A 24,840-nucleotide genomic window follows, 5' to 3' on the forward strand; every position below is an offset into this window, starting at 1 on the left:
CCTCACAGTGTCGCTGCCGCTGCCAGCGCAATGTGTTCGTGGAAAGGGCGGGCGACGAGCTGCACACCGATCGGCATGCCGTCGCTCGTCTGTCCCACCGGCACCACCACCGACGGGAAGCCTACGACGCTGATCGTGCGGCAGCTCGCCAGCGCCTCCTGCCACGTGAGGGAACGACCGTCGACGTCGAACCGGTCACGGCCGAGGAGGGGAGCACCGATCGACGCGACCGGAAGCACGAGCAGATCGCCCATCTCGGCGAGCAACCTGTGCACGAGCCGGGTACGCGCAGCCCACAGGTCTTCGACATCGATGCTGCGCGGAGATACTTTGGCGAACAATATCTCCTGGATACATGCGCCGAACTCGCCCGGAGCAGCGAGGGCCGTGATGTCGGTGTGCGTCTGCGTCGCACGCAACCTCCCGAACAGGGCGTTGCCTTCGCTCAGCGCCGACCCGCGGTAGCGACGAGCACGGAGTCGGCCTGCCGTCTCCACCACTGCCGCCACGATGTCTGCGGCGACCGGCACGGTGCCCTCCCCCGGCGCCCAGGTGATGTCGAGTTCGCCGACGTCGACCGTCGCGGGATCGAGCCACGCGACGTGCGGCGCCGACACCGTCCGCAGCACGAGGGCAGCGTCGTTCAGGCTGCGCGCCATCGGGCCGATGGTCTGGAGTAGCCCGTGGACCGTGTGGGGATTCGCCAGCACATGATCGCGGGACCGCACACCGGGGTACTGACCGTCCCCGGATACCCGGCCTGCGGTCGGGCGGATCGAGGTCAGCCCTGTGCAGTGCGCGGGCCACCGTACCGATCCACCGAAATCCGTACCCAGTCCGAGCACGCTCATGTCCGAGGCGATCGCTGCCGCTTCCCCGCCACTCGACCCGCCCGGGGAACGCGGCAGATCAGCGGTTCCCAAAGGATTCGCCGTCGGTCCGAACAGCTCGTTGTCGGTGAGACCGGACGTACCGAACTCCGGGGTGTTGGTCTTCCCGATCAGAACGGCCCCCGCCGCCTTCATCGCCGCGACAGCCGGCGCGTCGGCGCAGGGCACATTCTGTGCGAGAGCGCGCGACCCTGCCGTGGTGCGGACCCCGGCTGTGGTGATCAGATCTTTCGCGGTGAATGGGACCCCGGACAGCGGGCCGGTCCGCTCACCGCGCGCGATCCGGTCGTCGAGCACATCCGCGTCGCGCCGGGCCTGCCCGGCCGCGACGGTGACAAGTGCGTTCAGCCTCGGATTGCGGTCCTCGATGTGCGCGAGATGTTCCTCGACGACTGCACGCGCCGAGGTCTCTCGCCGGCGCACCGCACAGGCAATCGTGTGGGCGTCCGCTCCGACCCAGGTACCCGCCGCCACACGACCGCTCGTCTCCACGCATCCTCCTTCGTTCCGATGGACGTGAACGCTAGGTGCGGGTGGGCCGGGCCGCCAACGTCCAGTGTCCACAGGATCGCGGCGGTCGCACTGTGAACAGTTGATACGTCAGCGCGGGGAGACACCTGACAGGATCGGTCCATGTTTGCGCCGTGGGCTCGTCTGTCGTTCGCCGTGTTCGCGGTGAGCTGGGGCGCCAATCAGTTCGCTCCGATGCAGCTCGTCTACCGCGAGCATCTGGGTCTGGGCAGTGGGTCGTTCACCGCCATGCTGGGCTCCTACATCCTGGGGCTGATTCCCGCGCTGCTGTACTTCGGCCGGGTCGCCGATCGGATCGGCCGACGTCCGGTGATCCTCGCGATGGTCCCGGTGAGCATCGCGTCGTCGGTGGTGCTGCTCCTCGGCGCCGAGCTACCCGGGTTGCTGTATCTGGGCCGGGTCCTCGCGGGCCTGGCGTCGGGGATGGCGTTCGGCGCAGGCACCGCCTGGATGAAGGAGCTCAGCGCTGACGCAGGTGCGGGGGTGGGAGCACGTCGCGCCGCGGTATCGCTGTCGGCAGGCTTCGGCTGCGGAGCGCTGTTCGCCGGGCTCATCGCGCAATGGCTGCCCGCGCCCGAATTGCTGGCTTATGTCGTGCACATCGTGCTCATGGCAGTGGCTCTGGTGCTGGTGTGGCCGGTGCCCGACGACCACGTGCCGCGCACGGTGCAGGGTTCGTGGCGGTTGTCCATCTTGTCGAACCCGCGGTTCCGGTGGGGTGTGGTGCCGTGGGCTCCGTGGGTGTTCGGGTGTGCCACGGTCTCCTTCGTGACGCTTCCGCCGCTCGTGTCCGATACGGTGAGCGAAGTATCCATTGCGTTCACCGGCACGATCGCCGCGCTCACTCTGCTCACCGGCGCATTGATCCAGCCCTTGGCGCGACGCATCGCCCGGCACGACGAGAGTCTCGGGGTGCGGATCGGGATCGGGATCGGAGTCCTCGGGTTCGCCGCGGGTGCCGGTACCGCATATGCGAGTGGGCTGTGGGCGGTCGTCGTGATCGTCGTCGCAGCTGTTCTCCTCGGTGCGGGCTACGGCATCCTGCTCATCTCAGGTCTCGTCGCGGTGGAGCACATCGCTCCGGCCGACGAGCTGGCGCAGAGCGTGGCGGTCTTCTACTGCCTGATCTATCTCGGTTTCGCGGTGCCGTTCGTCATCTCGCTCGCTGCCCCGCACCTGGGATTCGGTGTGTGCTTCGCTGCAGTTGCCGCGTTGATGTGTGCGGGCCTGGCCATAGGGCGGATACATGCCGCAACGGGATCGCCCATCGAAGCACGGACGTGAACTCCTCCTCCCGATAGGTAGGAGCGCGGCGTCGAACGCATCGCTGTCCGTAGCCGATCCCGGCGATGAACCGGGTCGGGGTGCGGGTCATCCACGTCAACCTGTAGCAAAGAGCGTAGCGTTGCGAACCCGCTCGAGCAGGCTGTCGAGAGCCCCGGCGACCATGCCGGCGCTCTCGGAAAGCACGCGGTGTCCCGCGCCTGGGATCCGGACCAACTCGGCTCCGGGCAGGTGTGAGGCGATCATTTCCGAATGTGCGATGGGCACGAACCGATCCGCCGTCCCCGCCGCCACCACGACGGGGACGCCGGTGAGTGCACCGATTGCATCGAATTCGTCGAGCACCGCGAATGCCGCCAGCAGCCGCGACCAGGTGACGACCGATGTCTCGTTCGCCAGCACCATTCCGAGCATGCGCAGCCACGATTCCGCCGGACGGCGACGCCCGAGCATCGTGCACACCGCGCCGCCTGCGCGCTTCGACCGTTCCATGGTTCGTGGCGCGCGCAGGACGGCGCGGTGCAGGAAAGACGCGGCGGGATGTCTCAGATACCGGCCGACACCGTCCTCGGCGAGCCCGCCCGCGGCGGTCGACACCAACGCAAAGCCGACGATCCGGCCTCCGATCGAACCGGGGTGCAGTCGGGCATAGGCCAGCGACACCATGCCGCCCATCGAGTATCCGGCCAATACCACGGGACCACGCGGCACCAGCGCACGAAGCACCGAGTCGAGGTCGCGCGCCAACTGGTCGAAGGTGAACGACTCGACGTCGCCGATCCCGGAGCGGCCGTGGCCACGCTGGTCGTAGCTCACCGTCCGGATCCCGGGCGCACCCAATCGGTTTCCGACACCGTCCCAGCACGACGAGTCCTGGCAATGGCCGTGAACGAACACAACCGTGAGCTCGGCATCGGCCGGACCATCCACATACGCGACGAGCGGCACACCGTCGTCGGCCGCGACGGTGAACCGGGAAGGTGAATCGGGCATGAACACTCCTCGCAGAGACCTGCCCGATTATTCGTCTCCGCGTTCCCTTCCGTTAACCGCCGCAACCGGATCGTGACTACTCGCAAGGACGTCAGCGCGGTGCGAGCGCCCTCACCATCGGTGTCGGATCACCGGGCGCGACGAGCAGGATCGCCGGCGTGGTCACCCCCGCCTCCGTGTACCGCTCGATGTGCTCACGGCATGCATCCGGATGTCCATGCACGATGAGATCGTCGACGACGCTGTCGGGGATCGCGTCGAGCGCGGCCTTACGATCGCCTTCCGCCCACAACCTCCACATGCCTTCGAACTCGTCGGACCGTCCGAGGAATTCGTGGAACGCCCGGTAGACGGGCACGTTCATGTATGCGGCGATCATGCGCCGGCCCATCGCACGGGCGGTGTCGGTGTCGTATCCGGGGAGCACGAAGATCCGGGCGACGATCTCCTTGCCCTCACCGCCTTCGTGGACGTACGGCGCGACAGTGCGGACGTCGTCCGCCGACAGCCAGTTGACGATCGCCCCGTCGGCCTCCCGTCCGGCGAGCCGCAGCATTCCCGGTCGCAGTGCCGCGAGCAGCACGGGCGGAGCGGGGTCCGCGACCATACCGGCGCGGAACCCGTCGACAGAGAAGGTGTCGTATTGCTGGGTCACCTTGTCACCGGCCAATGCCGACTTCAAGAAACGCAGTGTGTCGCGGGCGCGCTTGTAGGGCTCGTCGAAGGGGATGCCGTTCCATTTCTCGACGATCACGTTCGACGACGTGCCGACGCCGAGCACGAACCGGCCCGGAGCAGCGGAAGCCAGGGTCGCAGCCGACATCGCGAGTGTGGCCGGGCCTCGGGTGTAGACGGGAACGATGGCGGTACCGAGCCGCAACGTGGGCGCCCACGCACTCGCAAGTGCGAGCGGCGTGAACGCGTCGGCCACATTCGCTTCGGACGACCACACGTCGGTGTAGCCGAGGTCGGGAAGTTCTTCGATGAGACTGCGCTGATCGGCCAGGGGGATGCCGTCGAGGGGAACTGTCAGCCCCCACCGTCGTGTGGCACGTCCCGTCGCTTCGTTCGCTTGCTCGGTATCCGTCATGGCCGTCACCCTAGAGCACGTTCCCGCGGGTCACACCGCATCCGTATGCTGGGGATTTGTGCGTATCGGTCAGCTGTGGCGGTATCCGGTCAAGTCGTTCGGCGGCGAACAGCTGGCAGCGGCGACCATCGAAGCCGACGGCCTGCGCGGCGATCACGTGTGGGCGGTCGTCGACGCCGAGTCCGGAGCAGTGGCGACTGCGAAGAAGTTCCGTCGGTTCGGGGTGCTGCTGACGTGCGGCGCACGGCTGACGGACGACACCGAGCCGCGCGACCCGGCGTCGCTGGAGCTGACCTTCCCCGACGGCACCGTGGTGAGCGGCGACGACCAGGGCGTCGATGAGATGTTGTCGGATCTGACGGGGCACGCCGTCCGGCTCGAAGGCAGAGCCCGTACCTACGACGCGGCCCATCTTCATGTGCTCACGACGTCGTCGGTCGACGCGCTGGAGACCGGCGACCCGTTCGATGTCGCAGTCCGCCGGTTCCGTCCCACGATCGTCGTCGACACCGAAGGCATGGACGGGTTCGTCGAGAACGACTGGCTGGCTGTTCGGCTCGCGCTCGGTGACGTCGTCATCGAACCGAACAAGCGTACGGATCGGTGCGTGATGGTGACCCTGGACCATCAGGAGATCCCGGCTCGGCGCGAGATGCTGCGCACCGTCATGTCACGCAATCGCGTAATGACCCGCGAAGGCGGCAAGGAAGCGCCGTGCATCGGCGTGTATTCGCAGGTCCGCGAGACGGGCACCGTGCGCTGCGGCGATCCGGTGGAGATTACGGCCGCCTGAGCCCAGGCGCGCATTTTCGAGACAGAAACCGCCGACGGCCGGGTTGTTTCTGTCTGCAGATGTCGCAGTGGTGAACCACGAGGCTGGACATATCGTTTGTCGATGGGTATAACGATTATCGATACATCGTTTATCGATACGTCCGCCGAGAGGCATGGGAGACGACATGGACACGACCGACACCGGACCGATCACCCCCACCGACACGTCGAAGAAGGATCGCCGCGACCTGTGGGCGTCGATCGCGGTCTTCGCCCTCACCGGCGGCGTCGTCCTCTACACCTACGTCACCCGGCTACTCCACGAACTGAACGCCGGGATCGTCACAGCGCGTGTCGAGTTCGATGAACCCCAGACCCTCACATCGCTAGGGGGTGTCGCGATGCAACTGGGGTCCCCGTCCACCCTCGAAGTGCCGACCGACGCGCTCTCCCCCGTCACCGTGGGCTTCCTCCGCAGTGCAGAGGGACTGCAGACGCTCGGCTATCTGGCCATACTGGCGCTTCTGAGCTGGATGGTGGCGCGGTTCGTACGGGGCCGGATGTTCGACCGTCTCGCGGTTCGACTCGTCTGGATCGCGTCCCTCACCGGAATCGCCGCGATCCTCGTTCCTCAGATGCCCCGGACTCTCGGCACCAACATGTTGCTGCGCGATGTGGAGGCTCGGGACATGCTCGACTTCGCAGGGCTCGGGCCTGAATTCTGGTACGGCTACGTGTTTTGCATGGCGCTCTCGGCAGTGGCCATCGCGCTGCGCATCGGAAGCCGCATGGCCCGGGACAACGAGGGCCTCATCTGATGCCCCCCGAAACAGAGCATGCCGTCCGCTGCCACCTCGACACACTGCTCGCCGACCGAGGTATGACGCTGGCGCAGTTGGCCGACGAGGTGGGGGTGAGCGTCGTCAATCTCTCTGTGCTCAAGAACGGGCGGGCGCGCGCCATACGCTTCTCGACTCTCACCGCACTCTGCAGGGTTCTGGACTGTTCTGTGGGAGAGCTACTTTCGGTCGAGTGACGTACACACGGCGATGCCCGGGACCTTGTGGGTCCCGGGCATCGCTGCGTGGTCCGGCTATCAAGCCAGGGGCGCTCCTGTTGCTGCACGGACCTGCTCTTCGGTCACGCCCGGCGCGCACTCACGCAGGGCCAGACCATTGTCTGTCACGTCGATGACGGCAAGATTGGTGATGATCCGCTGCACCACACCCTCACCCGTCAGCGGAAGCGAGCACTTCTCGACGAGCTTCGGATTACCCTGCTTGTCGGTGTGCTCCATCAGCACGATCACCTTGCGGGCACCGTGCACCAGATCCATCGCACCGCCCATGCCCTTGACCATCTTCCCCGGCACCATCCAGTTCGCCAGATCACCGGTCGCCGAGACCTCCATCCCACCGAGCACGGCAGTGTCGATGTGGCCGCCACGGATCATGCCGAAGCTCAACGACGAATCGAAGAACGCGGCACCGGGATTGACCGTCACGGTCTCCTTGCCCGCATTGATCAGATCCGGGTCGATCTCGTCCTCGGTCGGATACCGGCCGGTGCCCAAAATCCCGTTCTCCGAATGCAGAGTCACCCGCACACCTTCGGGCAGGTAATTCGGGATCAGGGTCGGCAGGCCGATACCGAGGTTGACGTACTCGCCCGGCGACAGTTCTTGCGCTGCACGCGCCGCCATCTCGGTACGCGACCAGCCGAGCGTCTCCACAACAGCAGTCATGCTCAGACCACCTTTCCGGCGCTGACGGTGCGCTTCTCGATCTGCTTGTCCTGCATACCCGTATGGACGATGCGGCTGACGAAGACCCCCGGAAGATGCACCTGCGCCGGATCGATCTCACCCGGTTCGACGAGCTCCTCGACCTGCACGATGCACACCTTGCCCGCCATCGCCGCCAGCGGATTGAAGTTCATCGCAGCCTTGTTGAACACCAGGTTGCCCTCGGTGTCGCCCTTGAGCGCGTGCACCAGCGAATAATCCGCGTTGATCGACTCTTCGAGCACGTACCGCTTGCCGCGGAACTCGCGGATCTCCTTCGCGGGCGACGCAATCTCCACGGAGCCGTCGGCCGCGTACCGCCACGGCAGACCACCCTCGGAGATCGGCGTGCCGACCCCAGCGGGAGTGAAGAACGCCGGAATCCCGGCACCACCGGCACGGAGCTTCTCGGCCAGGGTGCCTTGCGGTGTCAGCTCGACCTCGAGCTCACCCGAGAGATACTGCCGCGCGAACTCCTTGTTCTCACCGACGTACGACGCGGTGACCCGGCTGATCCGCTTCTCGCCGAGAAGAATTCCGAGTCCGTGCCCGTCGACGCCGCAGTTGTTGGAGAACACCTCGAAGTCGGTGGCGTCACCCGCAGCGATCGCCTTGATCAGCTCATCGGGGATACCCGACAAACCGAAGCCGCCGACGGCGAGCGACGCACCCGAGGGGATATCGGCGACCGCGTCGTCCGCGGTAGCGAAAACCTTGCTCACTTGCTGTCCCCTGTGGCGGGCAGGATGCGGTTGCGCACCTCACCGAAACCGATACGCGAACCGTTCGGTCCAGGAGCGGTAGCGGAGATGGAGATTTCGTCGCCATCCTCGAGGAAGGTGCGAGTCTCGTCACCGACCTGGACGGGTTCTGCTCCGCCCCAGGTGAGTTCGATGAACGCACCGCGTTGATCCTTCTCCGTGCCGGAGATGGTGCCGGAGCCGAACAGGTCGCCGGTGCGGGTCGCGGCACCGTTGACCGCGGTGTGCGCAAGCATCTGCGCGGGCGACCAGTACATCTGCGCATACGGCGGCCGCGACACGATGTGTCCGTTCCACTCGACCGCGAGATCGATGTCCAGCCCCCACTTCTCGGCGCCTTTCAGGTACGGCAGCGGTTCGGGGTCCTGAACCGGGGTGTCGATGCGCGCGGCCTCGAGCGCGGCGATCGGCACGACCCACGGTGAGATCGACGTCGCGAACGACTTGCCGAGGTTCGGTCCGAGCGGCACGTACTCCCATGCCTGGATGTCGCGTGCCGACCAGTCGTTGAGGATCACGGCACCGAAGCAATGCTCGGCGAAGTCGTCGGGAGCGATCTGTTCGCCCATCTTCGAGCCTGTACCGACGATGAAGCCCATCTCGGCTTCGATGTCGAGCCGGATCGACGGGCCGTACACGGGCGCTTCGTCATTCGGGCCCTTGCGCTGACCGCACGGACGCACGATATCGACACCCGAGGTCACGACGGTCGACGAGCGACCGTGGTAGCCGACCGGCAGGTGCTTCCAGTTCGGCATGAGCGGGTCGGGGTTCTGGGGACGGAACAACCGGCCCAGGTTCGATGCGTGATTCTCCGACGCATAGAAATCGACGTAGTCGGCGACCTCGATCGGCATGTGCAGCGTGACGTCGGTAACCGGGAAGACGGCGTCGTCGGCAATATCGCCGGCGATCGTCTGCTTGATGGTGGCGCGCACCTCGTCCCAGCGCGCACGTCCCTGTGCCATGAAGGCGTTGAGGGTCGGCTCGGCGAAGACAACATCGTCTTCGAACACGCGACTCAGGTCGAGAACCGAATCCCCCACGCGCACACCGACACGCGGCTCCGAATCAGCGGTGGAGAAGATGCCGTAGGGCAGGTTGTCGGGTCCGAAGAGCGAGTCGTCCGGGATTGCAATGGTGGTCATTCGTGCGTTCCTTCGCTGATCGGGGATACGGTCGACGGTGCGAGGCCGAGGTCGAGCAGGTCGGTGAGCGGGTCGGCGATACTGCAGGTTCCGTACGAGCGGAACATGCTGCGTACCTCGGCGGCGCGCTCCTCGGACAGGTTCTTCAGGCGTGACGCAAGCGCGGCACCGTCACGGTCGGCGAGCACCTCGGCGATGGCTGCGTTGTCTCCGCCGCCCAGCGCTACGGCGACCGCAGCAAGGATGTTCAGGAAGCCGTGCTGCTCGAAACCGGTTTCGGGGTCGGTGTTGCGCACCGCGTGATGCAGTCCCGCGGTGGCCTTGAACGGCACACCCGAGGACACAACCGTGCGGATCGCGTCGGCCAATTCCGCTTCGTCCGGGTATGCCTCGGCAACGATGCCTCCGGTACGGAACTTCGCCGAGTACGGCGTCTGCGCGAGACGTGCCAGGATCTCCGGCCGACGGTCGTCGCGGGGCACCTCGACGAAGATGTCGCGTTCCGTCTCGGTCGAGGAGATCTCACCGAGCGCGGCAAACAGTTCGTCGACCGTCTGCTCTGCGGGAACGGCGATCTCGAGGGCGGTGACGGACACCGAATCGAGTGTCGCTGCCTTCTCCAGCGCGGGTGCAACCGCGGCGGTGCCTGCGGGCACCGTCAAGCTCAGCTCGAGCTCACCGCTGTACGGCGTCCGTGCGAGCAGTTCGGCGAGCTCGCCGAGACGGCCGGCGGGGAAGACGAACGAGCCGACGAGCGGCGCGTGATCGGCGGCGGTGTGGACGGCATGTGCGGGTACCGCATCCGCGATCGGCGCATTGCCGGGCGGGAAGAGTGCGGCGTCGTCACACAGATGCGTGAGCAGAGGTCCGAAAGTTGTCACTTGGACGCCTCCCGATTGCGGTTCCAGCTGCCCGCATAGGTGGTGTCCTCGCATGCGAGAGCACCTTCACCGAGCTCGAGCGGGCGGAAGGTGTCGACCATGACGGCGAGCTCGTCGAAGAACTCGGCGCCGATGCTGCGTTCGTACGCGCCGGGCTGCGGTCCGTGAGCGTGGCCACCGGGATGCACCGAGATGGAGCCCTGTCCGATACCCGAACCCTTGCGTGCTTCGTAGTCGCCACCCACGTAGAACATGACCTCGTCGGAGTCGACGTTCGAGTGGTAGTAGGGCACCGGGATCGACAGCGGGTGGTAATCCACCTTGCGCGGCACGAAGTTGCAGATCACGAAGTTGTGGCCCTCGAACGACTGGTGCGCCGGCGGCGGCTGGTGCACGCGACCGGTGATGGGCTCGTAGTCGTGGATCGAGAACGTGTACGGGTACAAGCAGCCGTCCCAGCCGACGACGTCGAACGGATGGTTCGGCATGAGGTAGCGGGTACCGACGATGCCGTGGGAGGTGCGGTGCTTGACGAGCACCTCGACATTCTCCTCCTCGACGATCAGCGGCTCGGTGGGGCCGTGCAGGTCGCGTTCGCAGAAGGGGGCATTCTCGAGGAACTGGCCGAACTTCGACAGGTAGCGCTTCGGCGGCACGATGTGGCTGTTTGCCTCGATCGTGTAGGCGCGCAGTGGCTCGTCGCCCGTCGGTACCCAGCGGTGTGTGGTGGCCATGGGCAGCAGCACGTAGTCGCCGGGCTCGGCCTCGAGCGTGCCGAACACGGTTTCGACGTTCGCGGTGCCCGACTCGACGTAGACCATTTCGTCACCCACCACGTTGCGGTAGAGCGGCGACGGCTTCTTGGACACGGCGTACGAGATGCGCACGTCGGAGTTGCCGAGGATCATGCGGCGGCCGGTGACGACATCGGTGTCGTTCCAGACGCTCTCCGGGAACAGATCGTGCAGCTTCAGGTGCCGCGGCTTGAGCGGATGGTTCGGCGTCGTGGTCTGGTCCGGGACCTTCCACTCGGTGGCGTCCACGATCGCCGACGGAATGTACTTGTGGTACAGCAGCGCGGAGTCCGACGAGAAACCTTCCTCACCCATCAGCTCCTCGTAGTAGAGGTTGCCGTTGTCGTCGCGGTGCTGGGTGTGACGCTTGGGCGGGATGACGCCGAGCTGTCGGTAGAAAGCCATAGTTCAGCTCCTCGGAAATGATGAATCGGGCTGCGCGGGGTCTCTGCCGCCGCCGGGGTTAGTAAATACATTAACTAATTGGAGAGCGTGAGCGCAACCACAGGGATCGAGTTGTCGTGAATCAGTTGCGTCCGCGCACGTCGAACTGGCTCCGGTTGGTGATGAGCTTGTTCAGCAGCATCACGAGAATCTGCTGCTCAGCGTCGCTGAGGACGTCCACCCACGCGAGTTCGCGCTCGTTCTGCGCACCGAAGGCCTCGACGATTTCCTTCTCGCCGGCCTCGGTCAGCGACAGCTGCACCGAACGCGCATCGTGGCTGACGGGCGTCTTCTCCAGAACATTGGCTTCGACCAGTGGTTTAGCGAGATTCGACACGGCCGCACGACTCATCCCGGTCAGCCTCGCCGCCACGTTCGGCTCGATGGGACCGGCCAGCCAGATCACGAACATCAGGCGATACGCCGACCACGAGCGTCCGCGCGGGCGGTGCACGCTCGATTCGAGGTCGTAGGTGACGATGTCCGACGCCCGGTTCAACGTGAGCAACACTTCGGTCGCGCTGCGGTGATGGTCGCCGAACTTGCTGTTCAGACGCTCCTGCGCGAGTTCGACGAAGGACCAGTAGTCGAGGTCGCGGGGTGCGGACATGCGGCCACAGTACCGCAGACCGCGAGCTTGTTCACACATTTATCATCTGCTGAACAACGAGCGCCGACACCCACATCGGGTGCCGGCGCTCGCTCGGAACATGTCCGACGTCAGTCGGTCGGCAACTCGATGCCCTTGGTCTCCTTGATGAGGAAGACCGCCACCAAGGTCAGTAGCGCCGTGAACACGAAGTACCCGGCCGGAGCCAGCGAGTTCCCGGTGAAATCGATCAGCCACGTGGCGATGAACGGTGCGGTGCCGCCCAGGCACATGTTCGTGACGTTGTTACCGAGTGCGATACCGCTGTACCGCACCGACGCCTTCAGCATCTCGACATAGACGACGAAGGAGGCGCCGTTGACGACCGACACACAGATGAACAACACCGACTGACCGAGAACGGCCTGCCACAGGGTTCCGCCCGCCATCAGCATGAACATCGGGACGCCGAGCACCGCCGCAGCGAGGCTACCGGCGAACAACACCGGCTTACGTCCGTACTTGTCGGCCATGTAACCGGAGATCGGCAGGGTGATCACGCCCAGGACCAGCGCGAGGGACGTCGACAGGAACGCCGCCGACGACGTCTGTCCACCTTCGGTCTGCAAGTACGTCGCCGCGTAGACAGACGCGACGTAATAGCCGCCGACGATGAGTGCCCCGAGCATGATGATCTTGACGACGCTTCCGCCGGAGGTCTTCAGAAGCTCCACGACCGGCAGCTTCTTCGTCTCACCCTTCTCGGCCATCTCCTCGAACTGCGGCGTGTCGTCGAGATGGTTCCGGATCCAGACGCCGATGACACCGATCACCACGCTCAGCAGGAACGGAATGCGCCAAGCCCACTCGAGAATCTGCTCCTCGGAGAAGGTCGACGTGATACCGAGTGCGACGAGCGACGCCACCAGCGAGCCGAGGTACGTGCCGGAGTTGACCATCGAGGTCTGCGTCGCACGCCACCGTGCAGGTGCGGATTCGGAGACGAACGCGTTGGCACCCCCGAGCTCACCGCCTGCCGCGAAGCCCTGCACACACCGAGCGAGCACGAGCAGAACCGTCGCCCATACGCCGAGCGTCGCGTAGGTGGGCATCATGCCCATGGCCGCCGTCGCCACCACCATCAACAGGATGGTCCAGGACAGCGCGGTCTTACGTCCGTACTTGTCGCCGATATGGCCGAAGACGATGCCGCCGGGCACCCGCAGGAAGAATGCCACCGCGAAAGCAGCGAAGGTTCCCAGCAGGGCTGCGGTGTCGTTCTCCGAAACGAAGAACAGTGTGGCAACCATGGTTGCCATGTAGCCGTAGATACCGAAGTCGTAGTACTCGACGATGGTGCCCACGACTGCCGCGCGGATGACCGTGGCCGTCGACTGTTTCTTCGGTGCGGGGTCTGCGTGCGACGGCCTTTCCGCGGCGGTGGCCGCGTCGGATCCAAGCATGGTTGTGTCCTTAGTGGTTCGAGGGGACAGGCGGGCGTCAGACGCCGGCTGTCCCGAGTTCAGACGACGGCGTGGAGCCGACGGAGGACGTCCGTGCCGCGTTGCGGCCTGCGATGCGTCCCATGGTCAATGCATTGGCGACGGCGTTTCCGCCACCCACATAGCGCAGGCCGAGGATTCCGGCTCCCGCTTCTCCGGCCGCATACAGGCCGGAAACGACATTCCCGATCTTGTCGAGAACTTCGGCGTTCTGATTGATCTCGAGCCCCGCGTGCGTACAGACCAGTTCGGCGGGCAGCATACGCACCGCGTAGAACGGTCCGCGAGCGACCGGGTCGGGGGCGGAGGTCGAGCCCTTGTTCGCAAGTGTCCGGTGACGAAGGAAATCGTCGTCCACACCGTGGGGAAGCTGGGCGTTCCACCGGTCCACCGTGGCCACCAACGCAGCACCAGGTACGTCGATCAGCTTTGCGAGGCCCTCGAGGGTGTCGGCGCGCACAGTACGCCCCGCGTCGGCTTCCGCTGCGATGCGGTCGGCATCCCAGTCCGCGTAACCGGCGGGAAGCTCGGTGCGCGCCTTCTCATCGAAGATCGCCCACACGGGCCCGTCCTGCGCGTCCATCAGGCCGCCGGACACGGCATAGGACGCGTCCTCGTCCATGAACCGGCGCCCCGCCTTGTTGACGTAGATCCGCGACTTGGGCGGGAAACCCGCCTGCCAGTGGTGGTAACGCTGGAAATAGGCGGTGGGCATGGTCAAGCCCCAGTTCTCGCCGACAACCGCGGAGTCGACCTGCTCGCCGAACCCGAAGTGATCGCCTCGGCTGCCGGCCGCGGCGACGACGAACAACGAATCGCGTGCGGCGAGAGGATACGGATAGTACTGCTCGAGCAATTCCGGGTTCTGCGCAAATCCTCCCGAGGCGACGACGACCGCGTGGGCCCGTACCTCGATGTCGTCGGCGACAACACCGACGACCCGGCCGTCCTCGACGAGCAGACGCTGCACCCGGGTGCCGAGGATCGCCTCGACCCCGTGCGAGCGACGCGCTCGATCGAGTGTCTGCACAAGCCCGTACCCCTGGTCCTTCGGCACATGGCCGCGCCACACGTCCTCCACACCGGCCTGGCACAGACCCGGCATGTGCGCATTCGACGACACCCTCGGCGGGATCTCCACCCCGAGTTCCAGGAGCCACTCGAGGGTGGGGCCTGCGTTCTCGCAGAACGCCCGAACCAGGCCCGGCGCGAGGATCCAGTGGTTGAGATCCATGTAGTGCTGGAAGAACTTGTCGGCGGAGTCCTCGATGCCGAGACCGGCCTGCACGCTCGTTCCCGCTGCCGTGAAGAGCCCGGCCGACAACTGCGTCGACCCGCCCAGTTCGGTTTCGGATTCGAACAGCAGAACACTCGCGCCTGCCTCGCCGGCAGATACCGCCGCTGCGAGCCCTGCCCCGCCGCCGCCGATCACCACGACGTCGATGATGTCGTCGCTCATGACAGTTGATCTCCCGTCTCCGCGATGATGCGGTGGTAGAGGCCGTTGGAGGTCATTCCGCCGTCGACGGTGACCTCACTGCCGGTCATGTAGGTGGACCGGTCGGACAGCAGGAACATGACAGCGTCGGTGACCTCGTCGACCGTCGCCATCCGCCCGAACGGAACGCTCTCGAGCGCGGCGCCGACGAACGCGTCGGCACCTCCCAGCAGCGACGTTCCGACGAGCCCTGGATGCACCGAGTTCACTCGGATTCCCCACTTCGCGAAGTTGCCTGCGGCCGATTTGGACAGGCCCCGCACTCCCCATTTGCTCGAAGAGTAGGCCGGGGAGAAGTAACCGATCTGCCCGGAAATCGAGGAGATGTTGACGATGGATCCACCGCCGCTGTCGCGCATGAGGGGTGCTACAGCCTTCATCCCGTAGAAGGGACCGAACAGATTGATGCGCATCGTGGCTTCCCAGACGTCGTCCGGGGTGTCCATGAACTCGAGCCGCCGCGAGATCCCCGCGTTGTTGACCAGTCCGTCGAGTGTGCCCTTGCGTGAACGGATCTCGTCCACCACCCGGGCCCACGATGCCGGGTCGGCGACGTCGAGTGTGTGGGCCGACGCCGAGCCTCCCGCAGTTTCGATCTCCTCGACGACCGCCGAGGTATCCGCCACGTCGGCCAGGCACACATGGGCGCCGCGAGCCGCGAGCACACGGGAGTGGTTGGCACCCATGCCCGCAGCTGCTCCGGTGATGAGGACGACCGACGGGTACGTCACGGTTTCCAGGACCGGATCAGACATGGCGTGAGCCACCGTCGACCGCGATCGAGTGGCCCGTGACGTAGCGGGCGCTGTCGGACAGCAGGAACAGCAGCGGCCCGAAGACCTCTTCCGGCGAGCCCAGACGGTGCAGCGGCACGACGTCGAGTGCGTGCTTCAGCGCTGCCGGATCCTCCTGCACCCAGCGGGTCATCTCGGTGTCGATGTAGCCCGGAGCGATCGAGTTGACACGAATTCCCTTGTCGCCGAATTCGACTGCGAGCGACTCGGTGAGGTGCGCGACGGCAGCCTTCGACGCGCAGTAGGCACCGCGACCCTTGCGCACGCGCAACGCCGACACCGACGACATGTTGACGATCGCGCTGCCCGGCTGCATGTGCCGCGCCGCGGCCTGCGCACCGAAGAGCACACCCTCGACGTTGACGTCGAGCGTTGCCGAGATCTGCTCCTTCGAGATCTCGTCGGCGAGCGCGAACGGGAAGATGCCGGCGTTGTTGATCCAGAAGTCGATCCAGCCGAACTCCTGCAGCGCGACCTGGGCGAGCGCCTCATGCTCTGCAGGATCGGTGACGTCGATACGCGCGCCGACCACGACGCCGGGAGTCTCGGCGAGAGACTCGGCTGCGAGCTCGGAGTTGATCTGTTCGGCGGTCTCCTTCATCTGGACGTCGTTGATGTCGCCACCGACGACGTTGACGCCGCGCGACGCGAGACCACGGGCGAACTGTGCCCCCATTCCGCGTGCGGCTCCGGTGACGACGGCGACCTTGCCGGCCATCTCCGGGTACTGAGCGATGATCTGCGAGGTGACGGTACGACCCGGGTTCTGAGCATCAGTGGTCATCGTGGAAATTCCTCCGTAAGTGCGAAACAAAGTGGGTTACAACAACGCAGCGTTCATGCGTCGTCGCGAGCGACGGTCCGGCGGTCGACGAGCCACGTGTCGCCGTGCCGGACGACGCGGTCGTCGATCGTGGTGAATCGGACAAGACGCGAGTCGCCGCCGCGGGCGGTGGCCACGATCTGCAGGTACGCCCGGACGCGCAGGGTGTCGTCGTCGACCCTGTCGACGGCCACGTTGGTGATGACGTGACGGTGGACCTCGTCGGCATCGTGCGCGCCGGTGTAGAACCGGCCGGCGAACGCCTCGAGATCATCGGTACCGGAGACGGGCGCCGGATAGCTGGGTGAGCAGAACTCACCGTCGGGCGTGAATGTCTCCGCCCAGGCCCGCGCGGAGCCGCCGTCGATGAGATGGCTCTGCAGCCCGTAGAGCTGATGAACCTGCGCGAGCAGCGCCGCGTCGACACCGTTGTCAATGCGTGTCATGTCGTGGAAACCCATTCGTATGTGTGCGATAATCGCACTATCCGTGCGATTAACGCTAATGCTAGGTGTTACAGTTCACAGACGTCAAGGAGGTACGGGGCAAGATGACCCAAACGCAGGATGAGGCTGCGCCTACGCGGACGTTCGACGTGCCGCGAATCGAGCCGGATTCGGGCATGTCGAAGACACTTCACAATGGTCTCGAGATCCTCGAACTACTGGCCGCGCACCCGAACGGGTTGTCCGTCAGCGAGATTGCCGAATGCATCGGCGTGCACCGGACCGTGGCCCACCGGCTGATCCGAACCCTCGAGGCACACCGCTTGTGTCGCCGCGACGAGTACAAGCGGATCTCGCTGGGAGCCGGACTCGTCACTCTGTCGGAATCGGTCGAACAGGATCTGCGCACGCTCGCGCGCCCGATCCTCGAAGATCTCGCCGACACTGTGGAAGCGACCGCCCACCTCGTCGTCCGCGAATCGGATACCACCGTCCGAGCAATGATGGTGATCGAGCCGCGACGATCACAGGTCCACATCGCTTTTCGACCCGGACAGGTCCATCCTGTCGATCGCGGATCCGCAGGCCTTGCGATCCTGGCATCGCTACCGCCTGCCCCGGACGAGCGCCCTGAGGTCGAGCAGGCACGCCGGCTCGGTTATGCGGTCTCGGCGGGCGAGGTCGTCTCCACCACCATCGGTATCTCCGCCGGCGTACGGGGTCGCCCCGGAGGGGCGCAGGCCGCGGTCGGCGTCTCGGTGTTCACCGCGGCCGACGAGAAGCGGATCGGCGCAGCGGTGGCGGCGGCAGCGAAATCACTCGGGGACATCCTGCGCTGAGCTGTATCCACCATCAGCGATGTCCGACTGTCGGTCGGGCTGCGGGGCACGCGTGCCCCGCATGGCCCAGCGTCACGCCTCCGAGTCGCCCTCGGTAGCGGCTCGTGCCGGATCGACCAGGCGGCGCATTCCTGCATTGAAAACTGCGGCATCCGGCATGAGGTCTCCGGCAAGCAGGAGCAGACCGGCGCCTTGATCCAGCGCAGCCAGTAGCTTGCCGACATCCGAGACAGCAAGCGCCTCTCCCTCGGGACGGGCCTCCTGAGCAATCGCATCGTAGTGGCCGAGGACTGCCGTGAGGCGCTGATGCAGCTGCGGAGCGAGCGCCTCGTCACGGGCGGCGCTGGCGATGAACTCCAGCGTGGCCAGCGCGAAACCCTGCGTTGCCTGCAATGGGTAGCCCTCTCGTTCCGCCAGCTCCATGCCGGTCGAGGCCGGGTTGGTCGGCTGTTCGAACGGATTTCTCGAGTCGGCTCCTGCCAGCTCCAGGTTCTGATCCATGACTGCCAGGAACAGGGCGGACTTGCCGTCGAAGTTCGAGTACACGGCGCCTTTCGAGAACCCGGCCTCGCGCGCGATCCGATCCAGGCTCGCCGCGTGATAGCCGTCCTCTGCGAACACCCCGCGCGCCGCGAAGATCAGCGCCTCGCGCGTCTGCTGCTGTCGATCCCGCCGAGAGAGTGGGACGCGAAGTTGTGTCATGCCTCCAAGAGTAGAACGCGGACACGATTGACATACCATCAGTATCCCAATACCGTCAGTATTGATATTCCGACGGTATCCGAGGAGCTGTATGAATGCCGACGTATTGCGCATCACCGGTCTCACGCGACGCTATGGACACATCGCCGCGAACGACGACATCTCACTTCGCATCCGCGCCGGCGAAGTCGTGGGCCTGCTGGGCCACAACGGCGCGGGCAAGACCACGCTGGTCTCCCAGGTGGTCGGTCTGCTGAAACCCGACGTCGGCGAGATCCGGGTGGGACACACCGACGCTGTGCAGAATCCGGGCGCCGCACGCAGGCACGTGGCCCTGCAACCGCAGGCACAAGCACCCATCGACGGACTCACCCCGCGTTCGGCGATCGAAATCGCAGGCCGCATCCGCGGGCTCTCATCCCGCGATGCCCGTGCGGTCGCCACCGACCTGGCCGAGGAGCTCGATATCGGCCCCTGGCTGGACCAGCGTGCCCTGCCCGAGGGTGGCGGCCTGTCCGGCGGGATCCGGCGACTGACGGGTTTCGCCATGGCCGTGGCGAAACCCACCCCGCTCCTCATCCTGGATGAACCCACCAATGACATCGACGCTTCCCGGCGGCGCCTGCTCTGGGATGCAGTGCGCCGCCGCGGCGATCTTGGCAGCGGCGTCCTGCTGGTCACTCACAACGTCGCCGAGGCCGAGCGGATCGTGGACGAGCTGGTCATCCTCGATCGAGGCCGGCTGGTCGCCGACGGATCGCCCGGGCGTCTGAGGGGAACCCAGGACAGCGACCTGCGCCTGGAACTGCAGCTGACGCCTGACGGAACGGACCCGACCGAGAAGGACCTGCCCCTGCCGGTGCTGCGCCGGGTCAGAACCGGACGGCGCATACTGCTCACCGTTGCTGCAGACGAGGCGGCGAATGCCGTCGCATGGGCCACCGCCCAACGCGCCAACGACCGGATCGAGGGTTTCTCGCTCGCGCCGGCGACACTCGAGGACGCGTACCTGGCCCTCACAGCACAACCTGGCCGTGCAACCGACACCATCCCCAATGCCACACCGACCGGCCAGGAGGCAACCGATGCATGAGACAACCGCCGCCCCAACGATGGCCCCCGATCTGCAACTCGGGCCGATCGCTCCGGTCCAGGTGAGCCTGTGGAACAGTTTTCGCACCATGATGCGCTGGTCACTGGCATCGATCGGAGCGATGCTGCCGCTCATCGTCATCATCCAATCCATGCTTGCCGCCGGGATCGTCGTCGGGTTCGGCTTCCTGATTCCCGACATCTCTCCCGACAGCGCACTTTTCCTGTCCTCCGGCGCGCCGACGATTCTGCTGCTGACCATCGGTCTGGTCATCGTTCCGCAGGGAGTCTCCCGCGCCAGGGCTACCGGCGCGTTGGACTATCAACGCGCACTACCGGTTTCGCGGCCGCTGCTGCTGATTGTCGACCTCACGGTGTGGACGCTCATCGCGCTACCCGGGGTAGCGATCGGGCTCCTCGTAGCGTCAGTGCGCTACGACCTGACCTTCTCCTTCGACTGGCCGTTGCTCATCCTTGCCTCGCTGTTGGTGACGACGATGGCCACCGCCGTGGGGCACGCGATCGCGGTGACCTTGCCTTCGATGCTGGCTCAACTCGTTTCACAGGTGCTGGTGTTCTTCGTCCTGCTGTTCTCGCCGATCACATTCCCGGCAAGCCAGCTGCCGGACTGGTTCCAAACGTTGCACGTCATCCTGCCCATCCAGCCCGCCGCAAATCTCTTGCGGGCCGGGATTGCGTCCGAAGTCTTCACGGCCGAGGGACGCGACCTCCTTGTTCTGGCGCTTTGGACGGCGCTCGGCCTGCTGGTCACGACGCGTGCGCTGGTGCGACGGAAGTGAACTGCGGGTAGGTGTGTACGAGGCCAACGCGTCGTGCACGGCGACATCGGTGAACGCGGGCAGGACCCCGGTAGCGTCCATCGCCTCGCGGCCGCGCCGACGGTGGCAGGTCATCAGGGTGAACAACGACGTCGAGGCCGAATGCAGCCAGTGCAGCCTGCCGGCGGCGCGGAATCCGGTCTCGTCGAAGTGCGCTACCGGCGCGGCCGTGATCCGTTCGGCCGCGGCGGCGGTGAATCCGTCGAGGTCGTCTCCACCACCATCGGCATCTCCGCCGGTGTCCCTCGCCGCGTCGGCGGGGCACAGGCAGCGGTAGGTGTCTCGGTCTTCGATGCCACCGACGAAGCACGGATCGGTGCCGCGGTGGCGGCATCAGCGAGATCTCTCGGAGAGCTCCTGCACTGAGACACGATGAGTACGCTGCCCGTATCCGGAATGATGTCGCGATCTGCGGACGAAGGGATATCGCGCATGCGCGTCGCACTCGTACTCACCACTGCTGCCGCACTGGTTCTGACCGCCTGCGGAACCTCGGACGAATCGACCGGCCCCGAGTCGGGCAACGGCGCGGAGGGCGCCTTTCCTGTCGAGGTCACCGACAAATACGGCACCGTCACCATCGAGGAACAGCCCGAACGGATCGTGACGGTGGGCTTCAACGACCAAGACTTCGTCCTCGCACTCGGCCAGGTGCCGGTGGGCACCCGCGAATACATGGGATTCGACTATCAGAACCGCCCGTGGGCTCAGGAGCAGCTCGACGGGCAGGAGATTCCCGAGGTCGGCGGGCTCGAGGTCAACGCCGAGCAGGTGGCCGCGCTCGATCCCGACCTGATCCTCGGCACCTACTCGGTGCTCGAACCGGACCAGTACGACACGCTGTCCCAGATCGCACCGATGGTGGGCGATCTCGAAGCCAGCGACGGCACCTCCACTCCGTCGTGGCAGGAACAACTCGCGGCGATCGGCGACGCGATGGGCGCGCGTGGAGAAGCCGAGCAACTCCGCGCCGACGTCGAACAGGATTTCAGAGACGCGGTGGAAGCCAACCCCCGGTTCGAGGGTCGTACTGCCGCTGTTGCGCTGCACATGGACGACGGATCGTTCTACATCCTCGAGGCCGGGGACCCGCGCAATCGGTTCTTCTCCGATCTCGGTTTCGCGACCCCAGCGGTCACCGGCGAAGTCGGCCCCGAACGCTACGACCTGCTCGACCAGGAGAACCTCATCGTCGTGGGCGCGACGGCCGAAACGCTGGCAGACGACGAACTCTTCCAATCGCTGGACGTGGTGAGTTCCGACCGCACCGTCTACCTCGGCGAGTTCGGTACCACCGCGCCTGCGGCGCTCGGATTCGCGAGCCCTCTCAGTCTGCCGTACCTGATCGACGCAGTACTCCCGTCGCTCGTAGCGGCGACCGACGACGATCCCGCGACCGTCGTCCCCGCCGTCGAGGAATGAGCGATCAGCGAGAGCGGAGAACCTTCCACCAACCGTCGCCGATCTCCCACACCGCCACCCCGATTGCAACGACGATGACGATGGTGTTCGCTACGCGCATCGAGTCGCCGGTGTCGCCGAACGCCGCCTCGAAATAATCGGGCTGGAACAGCCGGTCGACCGACGCCAGCCAGACCAGCGGGATGGTGAACAGCAGGTTGAGCACGGTGTTGACGACAGCGAGCGTGACGGTCCAGTGCCCCACTGCATACTTGACGACCTCGAACACGGCGCTGAGCACGAGCACCGCGATAAGCGCGGGTAGCCAGAACGACCATAGATCGGGGTCGAGGATCGGGATCGAGGATCCGTCGGCGTACCTGTAGGCCGAGAAGTTGCGCTGTAGGAACACCACCGCGAGCCCGACGACGAGAAACGCAATCGTCCACACGGTGTCGCCGAGAGACACGCCACGGTTCGTGTCCGTCTCCGGAAGCCTCTCGACCGTCCATTCGCCGGTGAGGTGTCCGCGTCGATGACCGTTGCGCTCCAGGACGGCGAAGACCAACGTCGTCCAGAACAAGATCTGCAGCGCAACCACCGCGGCTGTCCAGATACCCGATGCAATCGCCTCCCCCGGGGATGCGCCGTCGAGTAGGTCGAGGACCAGCACGACGACACCGGGAATCGGCGCGATCCACAGCAGAACCGAGAGCAGCCGCCTCCAGTCGAGGTAGAGACCGGGCCCGATCAGATACAGCGGGCGCTCGAGGTATTCGGCCGCCAACCGGTCGGGATCGCCGAGTTCGGTGAGCACCTCGGTCTCGGCGTCCACCGGGTCGGCGCCGGATTCGACCCGCGCATCGACAGCATCGGCGATAGAACCGCGCAGTTCACGATCGATGTCGTCGCGCTTGCCAGCGGGGATTCTGCGCAACGTCGTAGCGACATAACGATCGGTGAGTGTCATCGCGCATCTCCTTCGGTGTGGGAATCGATCGTCCTCAGGCTGCGCCCGAGAGCGGTCCACTCGTCGAGCAGAACCCCCGCAAGCCGCCCCCCTGCCTCGGAGGTCCGATAGAACTTGCGTGGACGCGCCTCATCGGTGTTCCACTCGCTGACGAGAAGGCCCTGCTTCTCGAGGCGCCGCAACAACGGATAGAGGGTGTTGGCATCGACGGCGACGCCCGCAGCGGCCAGCGCTTCGAGCAGGCCGTAGCCGTAGCCGGGGGTGCGCAACATCAGAAGGCTCGCGACGACGACGGAACCTCGTCGCACTTCTTGGCTGTGGCCGGTGGAGATCTCGGGGTCGATCACACGTCACACGATAGTGTGTGTCGCACACTATCGCAACGGACACAGGCCTCGACCCGGAAAGGCATTCCTCAGAACTGGTATCCGAGGCGGACGTCGTCGACGATCCGCGGCCGATCCAACGTCGACGGCTCCATCTCGCGAGGTTGTCGATCGAGCGGGAACGCCGACGCCGCCGCGAGGGTCGCGGAGTCGAGGAACCTCCGCGGCGCAGCATTCGCCGACAGCGCCGGTATCGGAGGTGGACCGGCCTGAGCGACGACGAATCCCCAGTCACCGAAACTCGGCACGTGCACGTGATAGGGGGTGGTGCCCAGACCCGCCGATCTCACCGTCGACACCGTCCTCCAGTAGGCGTGCGGAGTCGAGAACGGACTCCCCGACTGCACCGTCATCAAGCCGTCGGGGTTCAGCGCCGACGCCACCAGTCCGTAGAACTCCATCGAGTACAGACGCCCCAGCGCGGGAGTGTCCGGGTCGGGCATATCGACGACGATCGCGTCGAAGCCGGGACCGGTGTACTCGCGCAACCACCGGAACGCATCGTCGACGACCACCTCCACCCGGTCATCCAGCAGCGCCCCACCGTTGAGCGCGACCAGCCGGGTGTTCGCGAGGTCGAGGACCGTCGGATCGAGTTCCACCTGCACGACCTCCTGCACATGCGGATGGCGCAGGATCTCCCGCGCGGCGAGACCGTCGCCGCCCCCGAGAACGAGGACACGGGCGGGGTCGCGTGCGAGCGCCGGATACACCAGGGTCTCCGTGTAGCGATGCTCGTCGCGGCTCGAGAACTGCAGATCACCATCGAGATACAGGCGCACATCGTTGCCGCGCTCGGTCAGCACGATCTCCTGATACTGCGAGCGCTGCGCATACACCACCGGATCAGGGTAGAGCCGTTGCCGCGATGTGGTCTCGATATCGGACGAGCGCAGCAGCAGGATCGCCAGCACGGTGGCGGCGAGCAGCAGCACCACCAACGACAACGCCCGGGTCACCGGTCGCAGGTGCCCCCGCAGGAGGAACAACGCCGCGACGGCCGCCGCAGCCAGATTCACCATCCCGGTCAGCGCTGCACCGCGGATCATCCCGGCCGCGGGTAGCAACAACAGTGGCCACGCCAGGCCACCGATCAGCGCGCCCGCGTAGTCTGCCGCGTTGAGATTCGCAAGCACCTTCCCGGTGTCGCGAGCATCTGCAGTACGGCCGGTCTGCATCAAGGTCATGAGCAGGGGCACTTCGGCGCCCACGAGCATTCCGATCGCCGCTGTTGCGACGACGAGCACCCACGTCGACGACCCGACGAACGTGAACGCCACGTACAGCACAGTTGCGCTCAGTCCGCCGATCAGGCCGAGCGCGACTTCCACTCCGATGAATGCCGGTGCGGCGTGCGGCAACAACGGTTTGGCGGCGAGCGCACCCAATCCGAGGGCAGCGACGAATCCCGCCACGATCAGGGAAGTCTGGGTGATGCCGCCGCCGGTCAAACTCACCGAGAGGGTAAGCAGTGCAAGCTCGTACACCAGACCGCACGCGGCACATGCGGCCACCGCCACGAGCAGTACCACGCGGGTCCGGCGCCCAAGGGCCGGGCCGCTCGAATCCACGGCGACAGTGGTCAC

At 65.8% G+C, this 24,840-nt stretch carries 26 protein-coding genes and 1 pseudogene; 8 read left to right on the forward strand and 19 right to left on the reverse strand.

Translation table 11 applies throughout. The annotated features are described in order from the left end of the window. Positions 1-2: 2 nt before the first annotated feature. On the reverse strand, positions 3-1,364 hold the full coding sequence (locus ACSYG9_RS07465; RefSeq protein ID WP_454842913.1) for an amidase: 1,362 nt from the start codon (positions 1,362-1,364) through the stop codon (positions 3-5). 159 nt (positions 1,365-1,523) lie between these two features. Between ACSYG9_RS07465 and ACSYG9_RS07470 the strand changes: the two genes are divergently transcribed. Beyond that, complete coding sequence (locus ACSYG9_RS07470) at positions 1,524-2,705, forward strand: MFS transporter (protein WP_454841889.1); 1,182 nt, start codon at positions 1,524-1,526, stop codon at positions 2,703-2,705. 96 nt (positions 2,706-2,801) lie between these two features. Here the strand turns inward: ACSYG9_RS07470 and ACSYG9_RS07475 are convergent, their stop codons facing one another. Next, the gene (locus ACSYG9_RS07475) at positions 2,802-3,698 is read right to left on the reverse strand and encodes an alpha/beta fold hydrolase (RefSeq protein WP_454841892.1); all 897 of its coding nucleotides are present in this window, start codon (positions 3,696-3,698) and stop codon (positions 2,802-2,804) included. Positions 3,699-3,789: 91 nt separating this feature from the next. Continuing rightward, entirely contained in the window at positions 3,790-4,788 is a 999-nt protein-coding gene (locus ACSYG9_RS07480) for an LLM class F420-dependent oxidoreductase (RefSeq protein WP_440126554.1), read from the reverse strand. On the opposite strand from ACSYG9_RS07480, the gene ACSYG9_RS07485 reads away from it, so the two are divergent. The 3 genes from ACSYG9_RS07485 to ACSYG9_RS07495 all read left to right on the forward strand — a co-directional run bounded on the left by ACSYG9_RS07485 (position 4,787) and on the right by ACSYG9_RS07495 (position 6,598). Next, on the forward strand, positions 4,787-5,581 hold the full coding sequence (locus ACSYG9_RS07485) for an MOSC domain-containing protein (protein WP_454841894.1): 795 nt from the start codon (positions 4,787-4,789) through the stop codon (positions 5,579-5,581). The genes ACSYG9_RS07480 and ACSYG9_RS07485 overlap by 2 nt on opposite strands. A 166-nt stretch (positions 5,582-5,747) precedes the next feature. Next, the gene (locus ACSYG9_RS07490; RefSeq protein ID WP_440126556.1) at positions 5,748-6,380 is read left to right on the forward strand and encodes a hypothetical protein; all 633 of its coding nucleotides are present in this window, start codon (positions 5,748-5,750) and stop codon (positions 6,378-6,380) included. Then, a complete protein-coding gene (locus ACSYG9_RS07495) occupies positions 6,380-6,598 on the forward strand; it encodes a helix-turn-helix domain-containing protein (RefSeq protein ID WP_454841895.1) in 219 nt (72 codons plus the stop codon). The genes ACSYG9_RS07490 and ACSYG9_RS07495 overlap by 1 nt, the downstream gene beginning before the upstream one ends. Before the next feature lie 60 nt (positions 6,599-6,658). Here the strand turns inward: ACSYG9_RS07495 and ACSYG9_RS07500 are convergent, their stop codons facing one another. From ACSYG9_RS07500 to ACSYG9_RS07550, 11 genes are all read right to left on the reverse strand, one after another. Then, positions 6,659-7,306 carry a CoA transferase subunit B gene (locus tag ACSYG9_RS07500; RefSeq protein WP_454841897.1) on the reverse strand — a complete coding sequence of 216 codons (648 nt, stop codon included), beginning with the start codon at positions 7,304-7,306 and terminating at the stop codon, positions 6,659-6,661. 2 nt (positions 7,307-7,308) lie between these two features. Continuing rightward, on the reverse strand, positions 7,309-8,067 hold the full coding sequence (locus ACSYG9_RS07505) for a 3-oxoacid CoA-transferase subunit A (protein ID WP_440126559.1): 759 nt from the start codon (positions 8,065-8,067) through the stop codon (positions 7,309-7,311). After that, entirely contained in the window at positions 8,064-9,254 is a 1,191-nt protein-coding gene (gene fahA / locus ACSYG9_RS07510) for a fumarylacetoacetase (RefSeq protein ID WP_440126560.1), read from the reverse strand. Before fahA ends, ACSYG9_RS07505 begins: the two co-directional genes overlap by 4 nt. After that, a complete protein-coding gene (locus tag ACSYG9_RS07515; RefSeq protein WP_454841899.1) occupies positions 9,251-10,189 on the reverse strand; it encodes a hypothetical protein in 939 nt (312 codons plus the stop codon). Before ACSYG9_RS07515 ends, fahA begins: the two co-directional genes overlap by 4 nt. Next, a complete protein-coding gene (locus ACSYG9_RS07520; protein ID WP_454841900.1) occupies positions 10,132-11,334 on the reverse strand; it encodes a homogentisate 1,2-dioxygenase domain-containing protein in 1,203 nt (400 codons plus the stop codon). The genes ACSYG9_RS07515 and ACSYG9_RS07520 overlap by 58 nt, the downstream gene beginning before the upstream one ends. A 121-nt stretch (positions 11,335-11,455) precedes the next feature. Beyond that, positions 11,456-11,983 (reverse strand): MarR family winged helix-turn-helix transcriptional regulator, encoded by a 528-nt coding sequence (locus tag ACSYG9_RS07525; protein WP_330133600.1) that lies wholly within the window; start codon positions 11,981-11,983, stop codon positions 11,456-11,458. Between the two features lie 110 nt (positions 11,984-12,093). Continuing rightward, entirely contained in the window at positions 12,094-13,425 is a 1,332-nt protein-coding gene (locus ACSYG9_RS07530; protein ID WP_454841902.1) for an MFS transporter, read from the reverse strand. 37 nt (positions 13,426-13,462) lie between these two features. Beyond that, the gene (locus ACSYG9_RS07535) at positions 13,463-14,923 is read right to left on the reverse strand and encodes an FAD-dependent oxidoreductase (protein ID WP_454841903.1); all 1,461 of its coding nucleotides are present in this window, start codon (positions 14,921-14,923) and stop codon (positions 13,463-13,465) included. Continuing rightward, on the reverse strand, positions 14,920-15,717 hold the full coding sequence (locus ACSYG9_RS07540; RefSeq protein WP_454841904.1) for an SDR family NAD(P)-dependent oxidoreductase: 798 nt from the start codon (positions 15,715-15,717) through the stop codon (positions 14,920-14,922). Before ACSYG9_RS07540 ends, ACSYG9_RS07535 begins: the two co-directional genes overlap by 4 nt. Further along, positions 15,710-16,540 carry an SDR family NAD(P)-dependent oxidoreductase gene (locus ACSYG9_RS07545; RefSeq protein ID WP_454841905.1) on the reverse strand — a complete coding sequence of 277 codons (831 nt, stop codon included), beginning with the start codon at positions 16,538-16,540 and terminating at the stop codon, positions 15,710-15,712. The genes ACSYG9_RS07540 and ACSYG9_RS07545 overlap by 8 nt, the downstream gene beginning before the upstream one ends. Before the next feature lie 53 nt (positions 16,541-16,593). Further along, positions 16,594-17,025, reverse strand: a complete 432-nt coding sequence (locus tag ACSYG9_RS07550; RefSeq protein WP_454841906.1) for a nuclear transport factor 2 family protein — start codon at positions 17,023-17,025, stop codon at positions 16,594-16,596. Positions 17,026-17,201: 176 nt separating this feature from the next. On the opposite strand from ACSYG9_RS07550, the gene ACSYG9_RS07555 reads away from it, so the two are divergent. Next, positions 17,202-17,864, forward strand: coding sequence for an IclR family transcriptional regulator (locus ACSYG9_RS07555; RefSeq protein WP_454842914.1), 663 nt, complete (start codon positions 17,202-17,204; stop codon positions 17,862-17,864). Between the two features lie 72 nt (positions 17,865-17,936). Here the strand turns inward: ACSYG9_RS07555 and ACSYG9_RS07560 are convergent, their stop codons facing one another. Continuing rightward, entirely contained in the window at positions 17,937-18,566 is a 630-nt protein-coding gene (locus ACSYG9_RS07560; protein ID WP_440126568.1) for a TetR family transcriptional regulator, read from the reverse strand. 91 nt (positions 18,567-18,657) lie between these two features. Here ACSYG9_RS07560 and ACSYG9_RS07565 point away from each other — a divergent pair, with 91 nt between their 5' ends. Beyond that, on the forward strand, positions 18,658-19,659 hold the full coding sequence (locus ACSYG9_RS07565; protein ID WP_454841907.1) for an ABC transporter ATP-binding protein: 1,002 nt from the start codon (positions 18,658-18,660) through the stop codon (positions 19,657-19,659). Positions 19,660-19,678: 19 nt separating this feature from the next. Next, positions 19,679-20,458, forward strand: coding sequence for an ABC transporter permease (locus tag ACSYG9_RS07570; RefSeq protein ID WP_440126570.1), 780 nt, complete (start codon positions 19,679-19,681; stop codon positions 20,456-20,458). 69 nt (positions 20,459-20,527) lie between these two features. Here the strand turns inward: ACSYG9_RS07570 and ACSYG9_RS07575 are convergent. Continuing rightward, positions 20,528-20,791 (reverse strand): annotated as a pseudogene (locus tag ACSYG9_RS07575) (hypothetical protein); the annotation flags it as partial. A gap of 138 nt (positions 20,792-20,929) precedes the next feature. On the opposite strand from ACSYG9_RS07575, the gene ACSYG9_RS07580 reads away from it, so the two are divergent. Next, positions 20,930-21,919 (forward strand): ABC transporter substrate-binding protein, encoded by a 990-nt coding sequence (locus tag ACSYG9_RS07580; protein WP_454841908.1) that lies wholly within the window; start codon positions 20,930-20,932, stop codon positions 21,917-21,919. A 4-nt stretch (positions 21,920-21,923) separates the two neighbouring features. Here ACSYG9_RS07580 and ACSYG9_RS07585 read toward each other — a convergent pair whose 3' ends face one another. The 3 genes from ACSYG9_RS07585 to ACSYG9_RS07595 form a co-directional block, all read right to left on the reverse strand. Next, entirely contained in the window at positions 21,924-22,868 is a 945-nt protein-coding gene (locus ACSYG9_RS07585) for a permease prefix domain 1-containing protein (protein ID WP_454841910.1), read from the reverse strand. Beyond that, positions 22,865-23,215: a helix-turn-helix transcriptional regulator gene (locus ACSYG9_RS07590; RefSeq protein ID WP_440126574.1), complete on the reverse strand. Its 351-nt coding sequence runs from the start codon at positions 23,213-23,215 to the stop codon at positions 22,865-22,867. The genes ACSYG9_RS07585 and ACSYG9_RS07590 overlap by 4 nt, the downstream gene beginning before the upstream one ends. Before the next feature lie 68 nt (positions 23,216-23,283). Beyond that, positions 23,284-24,840 (reverse strand): polyamine aminopropyltransferase, encoded by a 1,557-nt coding sequence (locus ACSYG9_RS07595; RefSeq protein ID WP_454842915.1) that lies wholly within the window; start codon positions 24,838-24,840, stop codon positions 23,284-23,286.

This window comes from Rhodococcus sp. SJ-2, assembly GCF_053750035.1.

What these genes read in the sequence shown, in the direction of transcription:
- ACSYG9_RS07530 (WP_454841902.1), bottom strand. Translation starts at nt 13,425, where the DNA reads ATGCTTGGATCCGACGCGGCCACCGCCGCGGAAAGGCCGTCGCACGCA.
- ACSYG9_RS07545 (WP_454841905.1), bottom strand. Translation starts at nt 16,540, where the DNA reads ATGACCACTGATGCTCAGAACCCGGGTCGTACCGTCACCTCGCAGATC.
- ACSYG9_RS07480 (WP_440126554.1), bottom strand. Translation starts at nt 4,788, where the DNA reads ATGACGGATACCGAGCAAGCGAACGAAGCGACGGGACGTGCCACACGA.
- ACSYG9_RS07515 (WP_454841899.1), bottom strand. Translation starts at nt 10,189, where the DNA reads ATGCGAGGACACCACCTATGCGGGCAGCTGGAACCGCAATCGGGAGGC.
- ACSYG9_RS07565 (WP_454841907.1), top strand. Translation starts at nt 18,658, where the DNA reads ATGAATGCCGACGTATTGCGCATCACCGGTCTCACGCGACGCTATGGA.
- ACSYG9_RS07500 (WP_454841897.1), bottom strand. Translation starts at nt 7,306, where the DNA reads ATGACTGCTGTTGTGGAGACGCTCGGCTGGTCGCGTACCGAGATGGCG.
- ACSYG9_RS07470 (WP_454841889.1), top strand. Translation starts at nt 1,524, where the DNA reads ATGTTTGCGCCGTGGGCTCGTCTGTCGTTCGCCGTGTTCGCGGTGAGC.
- ACSYG9_RS07520 (WP_454841900.1), bottom strand. Translation starts at nt 11,334, where the DNA reads ATGGCTTTCTACCGACAGCTCGGCGTCATCCCGCCCAAGCGTCACACC.
- ACSYG9_RS07495 (WP_454841895.1), top strand. Translation starts at nt 6,380, where the DNA reads ATGCCCCCCGAAACAGAGCATGCCGTCCGCTGCCACCTCGACACACTG.
- ACSYG9_RS07570 (WP_440126570.1), top strand. Translation starts at nt 19,679, where the DNA reads ATGGCCCCCGATCTGCAACTCGGGCCGATCGCTCCGGTCCAGGTGAGC.
- fahA (WP_440126560.1), bottom strand. Translation starts at nt 9,254, where the DNA reads ATGACCACCATTGCAATCCCGGACGACTCGCTCTTCGGACCCGACAAC.
- ACSYG9_RS07555 (WP_454842914.1), top strand. Translation starts at nt 17,202, where the DNA reads ATGTCGAAGACACTTCACAATGGTCTCGAGATCCTCGAACTACTGGCC.
- ACSYG9_RS07525 (WP_330133600.1), bottom strand. Translation starts at nt 11,983, where the DNA reads ATGTCCGCACCCCGCGACCTCGACTACTGGTCCTTCGTCGAACTCGCG.
- ACSYG9_RS07535 (WP_454841903.1), bottom strand. Translation starts at nt 14,923, where the DNA reads ATGAGCGACGACATCATCGACGTCGTGGTGATCGGCGGCGGCGGGGCA.
- ACSYG9_RS07550 (WP_454841906.1), bottom strand. Translation starts at nt 17,025, where the DNA reads ATGACACGCATTGACAACGGTGTCGACGCGGCGCTGCTCGCGCAGGTT.
- ACSYG9_RS07475 (WP_454841892.1), bottom strand. Translation starts at nt 3,698, where the DNA reads ATGCCCGATTCACCTTCCCGGTTCACCGTCGCGGCCGACGACGGTGTG.
- ACSYG9_RS07585 (WP_454841910.1), bottom strand. Translation starts at nt 22,868, where the DNA reads ATGACACTCACCGATCGTTATGTCGCTACGACGTTGCGCAGAATCCCC.
- ACSYG9_RS07540 (WP_454841904.1), bottom strand. Translation starts at nt 15,717, where the DNA reads ATGTCTGATCCGGTCCTGGAAACCGTGACGTACCCGTCGGTCGTCCTC.
- ACSYG9_RS07490 (WP_440126556.1), top strand. Translation starts at nt 5,748, where the DNA reads ATGGACACGACCGACACCGGACCGATCACCCCCACCGACACGTCGAAG.
- ACSYG9_RS07580 (WP_454841908.1), top strand. Translation starts at nt 20,930, where the DNA reads ATGCGCGTCGCACTCGTACTCACCACTGCTGCCGCACTGGTTCTGACC.
- ACSYG9_RS07485 (WP_454841894.1), top strand. Translation starts at nt 4,787, where the DNA reads ATGGCCGTCACCCTAGAGCACGTTCCCGCGGGTCACACCGCATCCGTA.
- ACSYG9_RS07560 (WP_440126568.1), bottom strand. Translation starts at nt 18,566, where the DNA reads ATGACACAACTTCGCGTCCCACTCTCTCGGCGGGATCGACAGCAGCAG.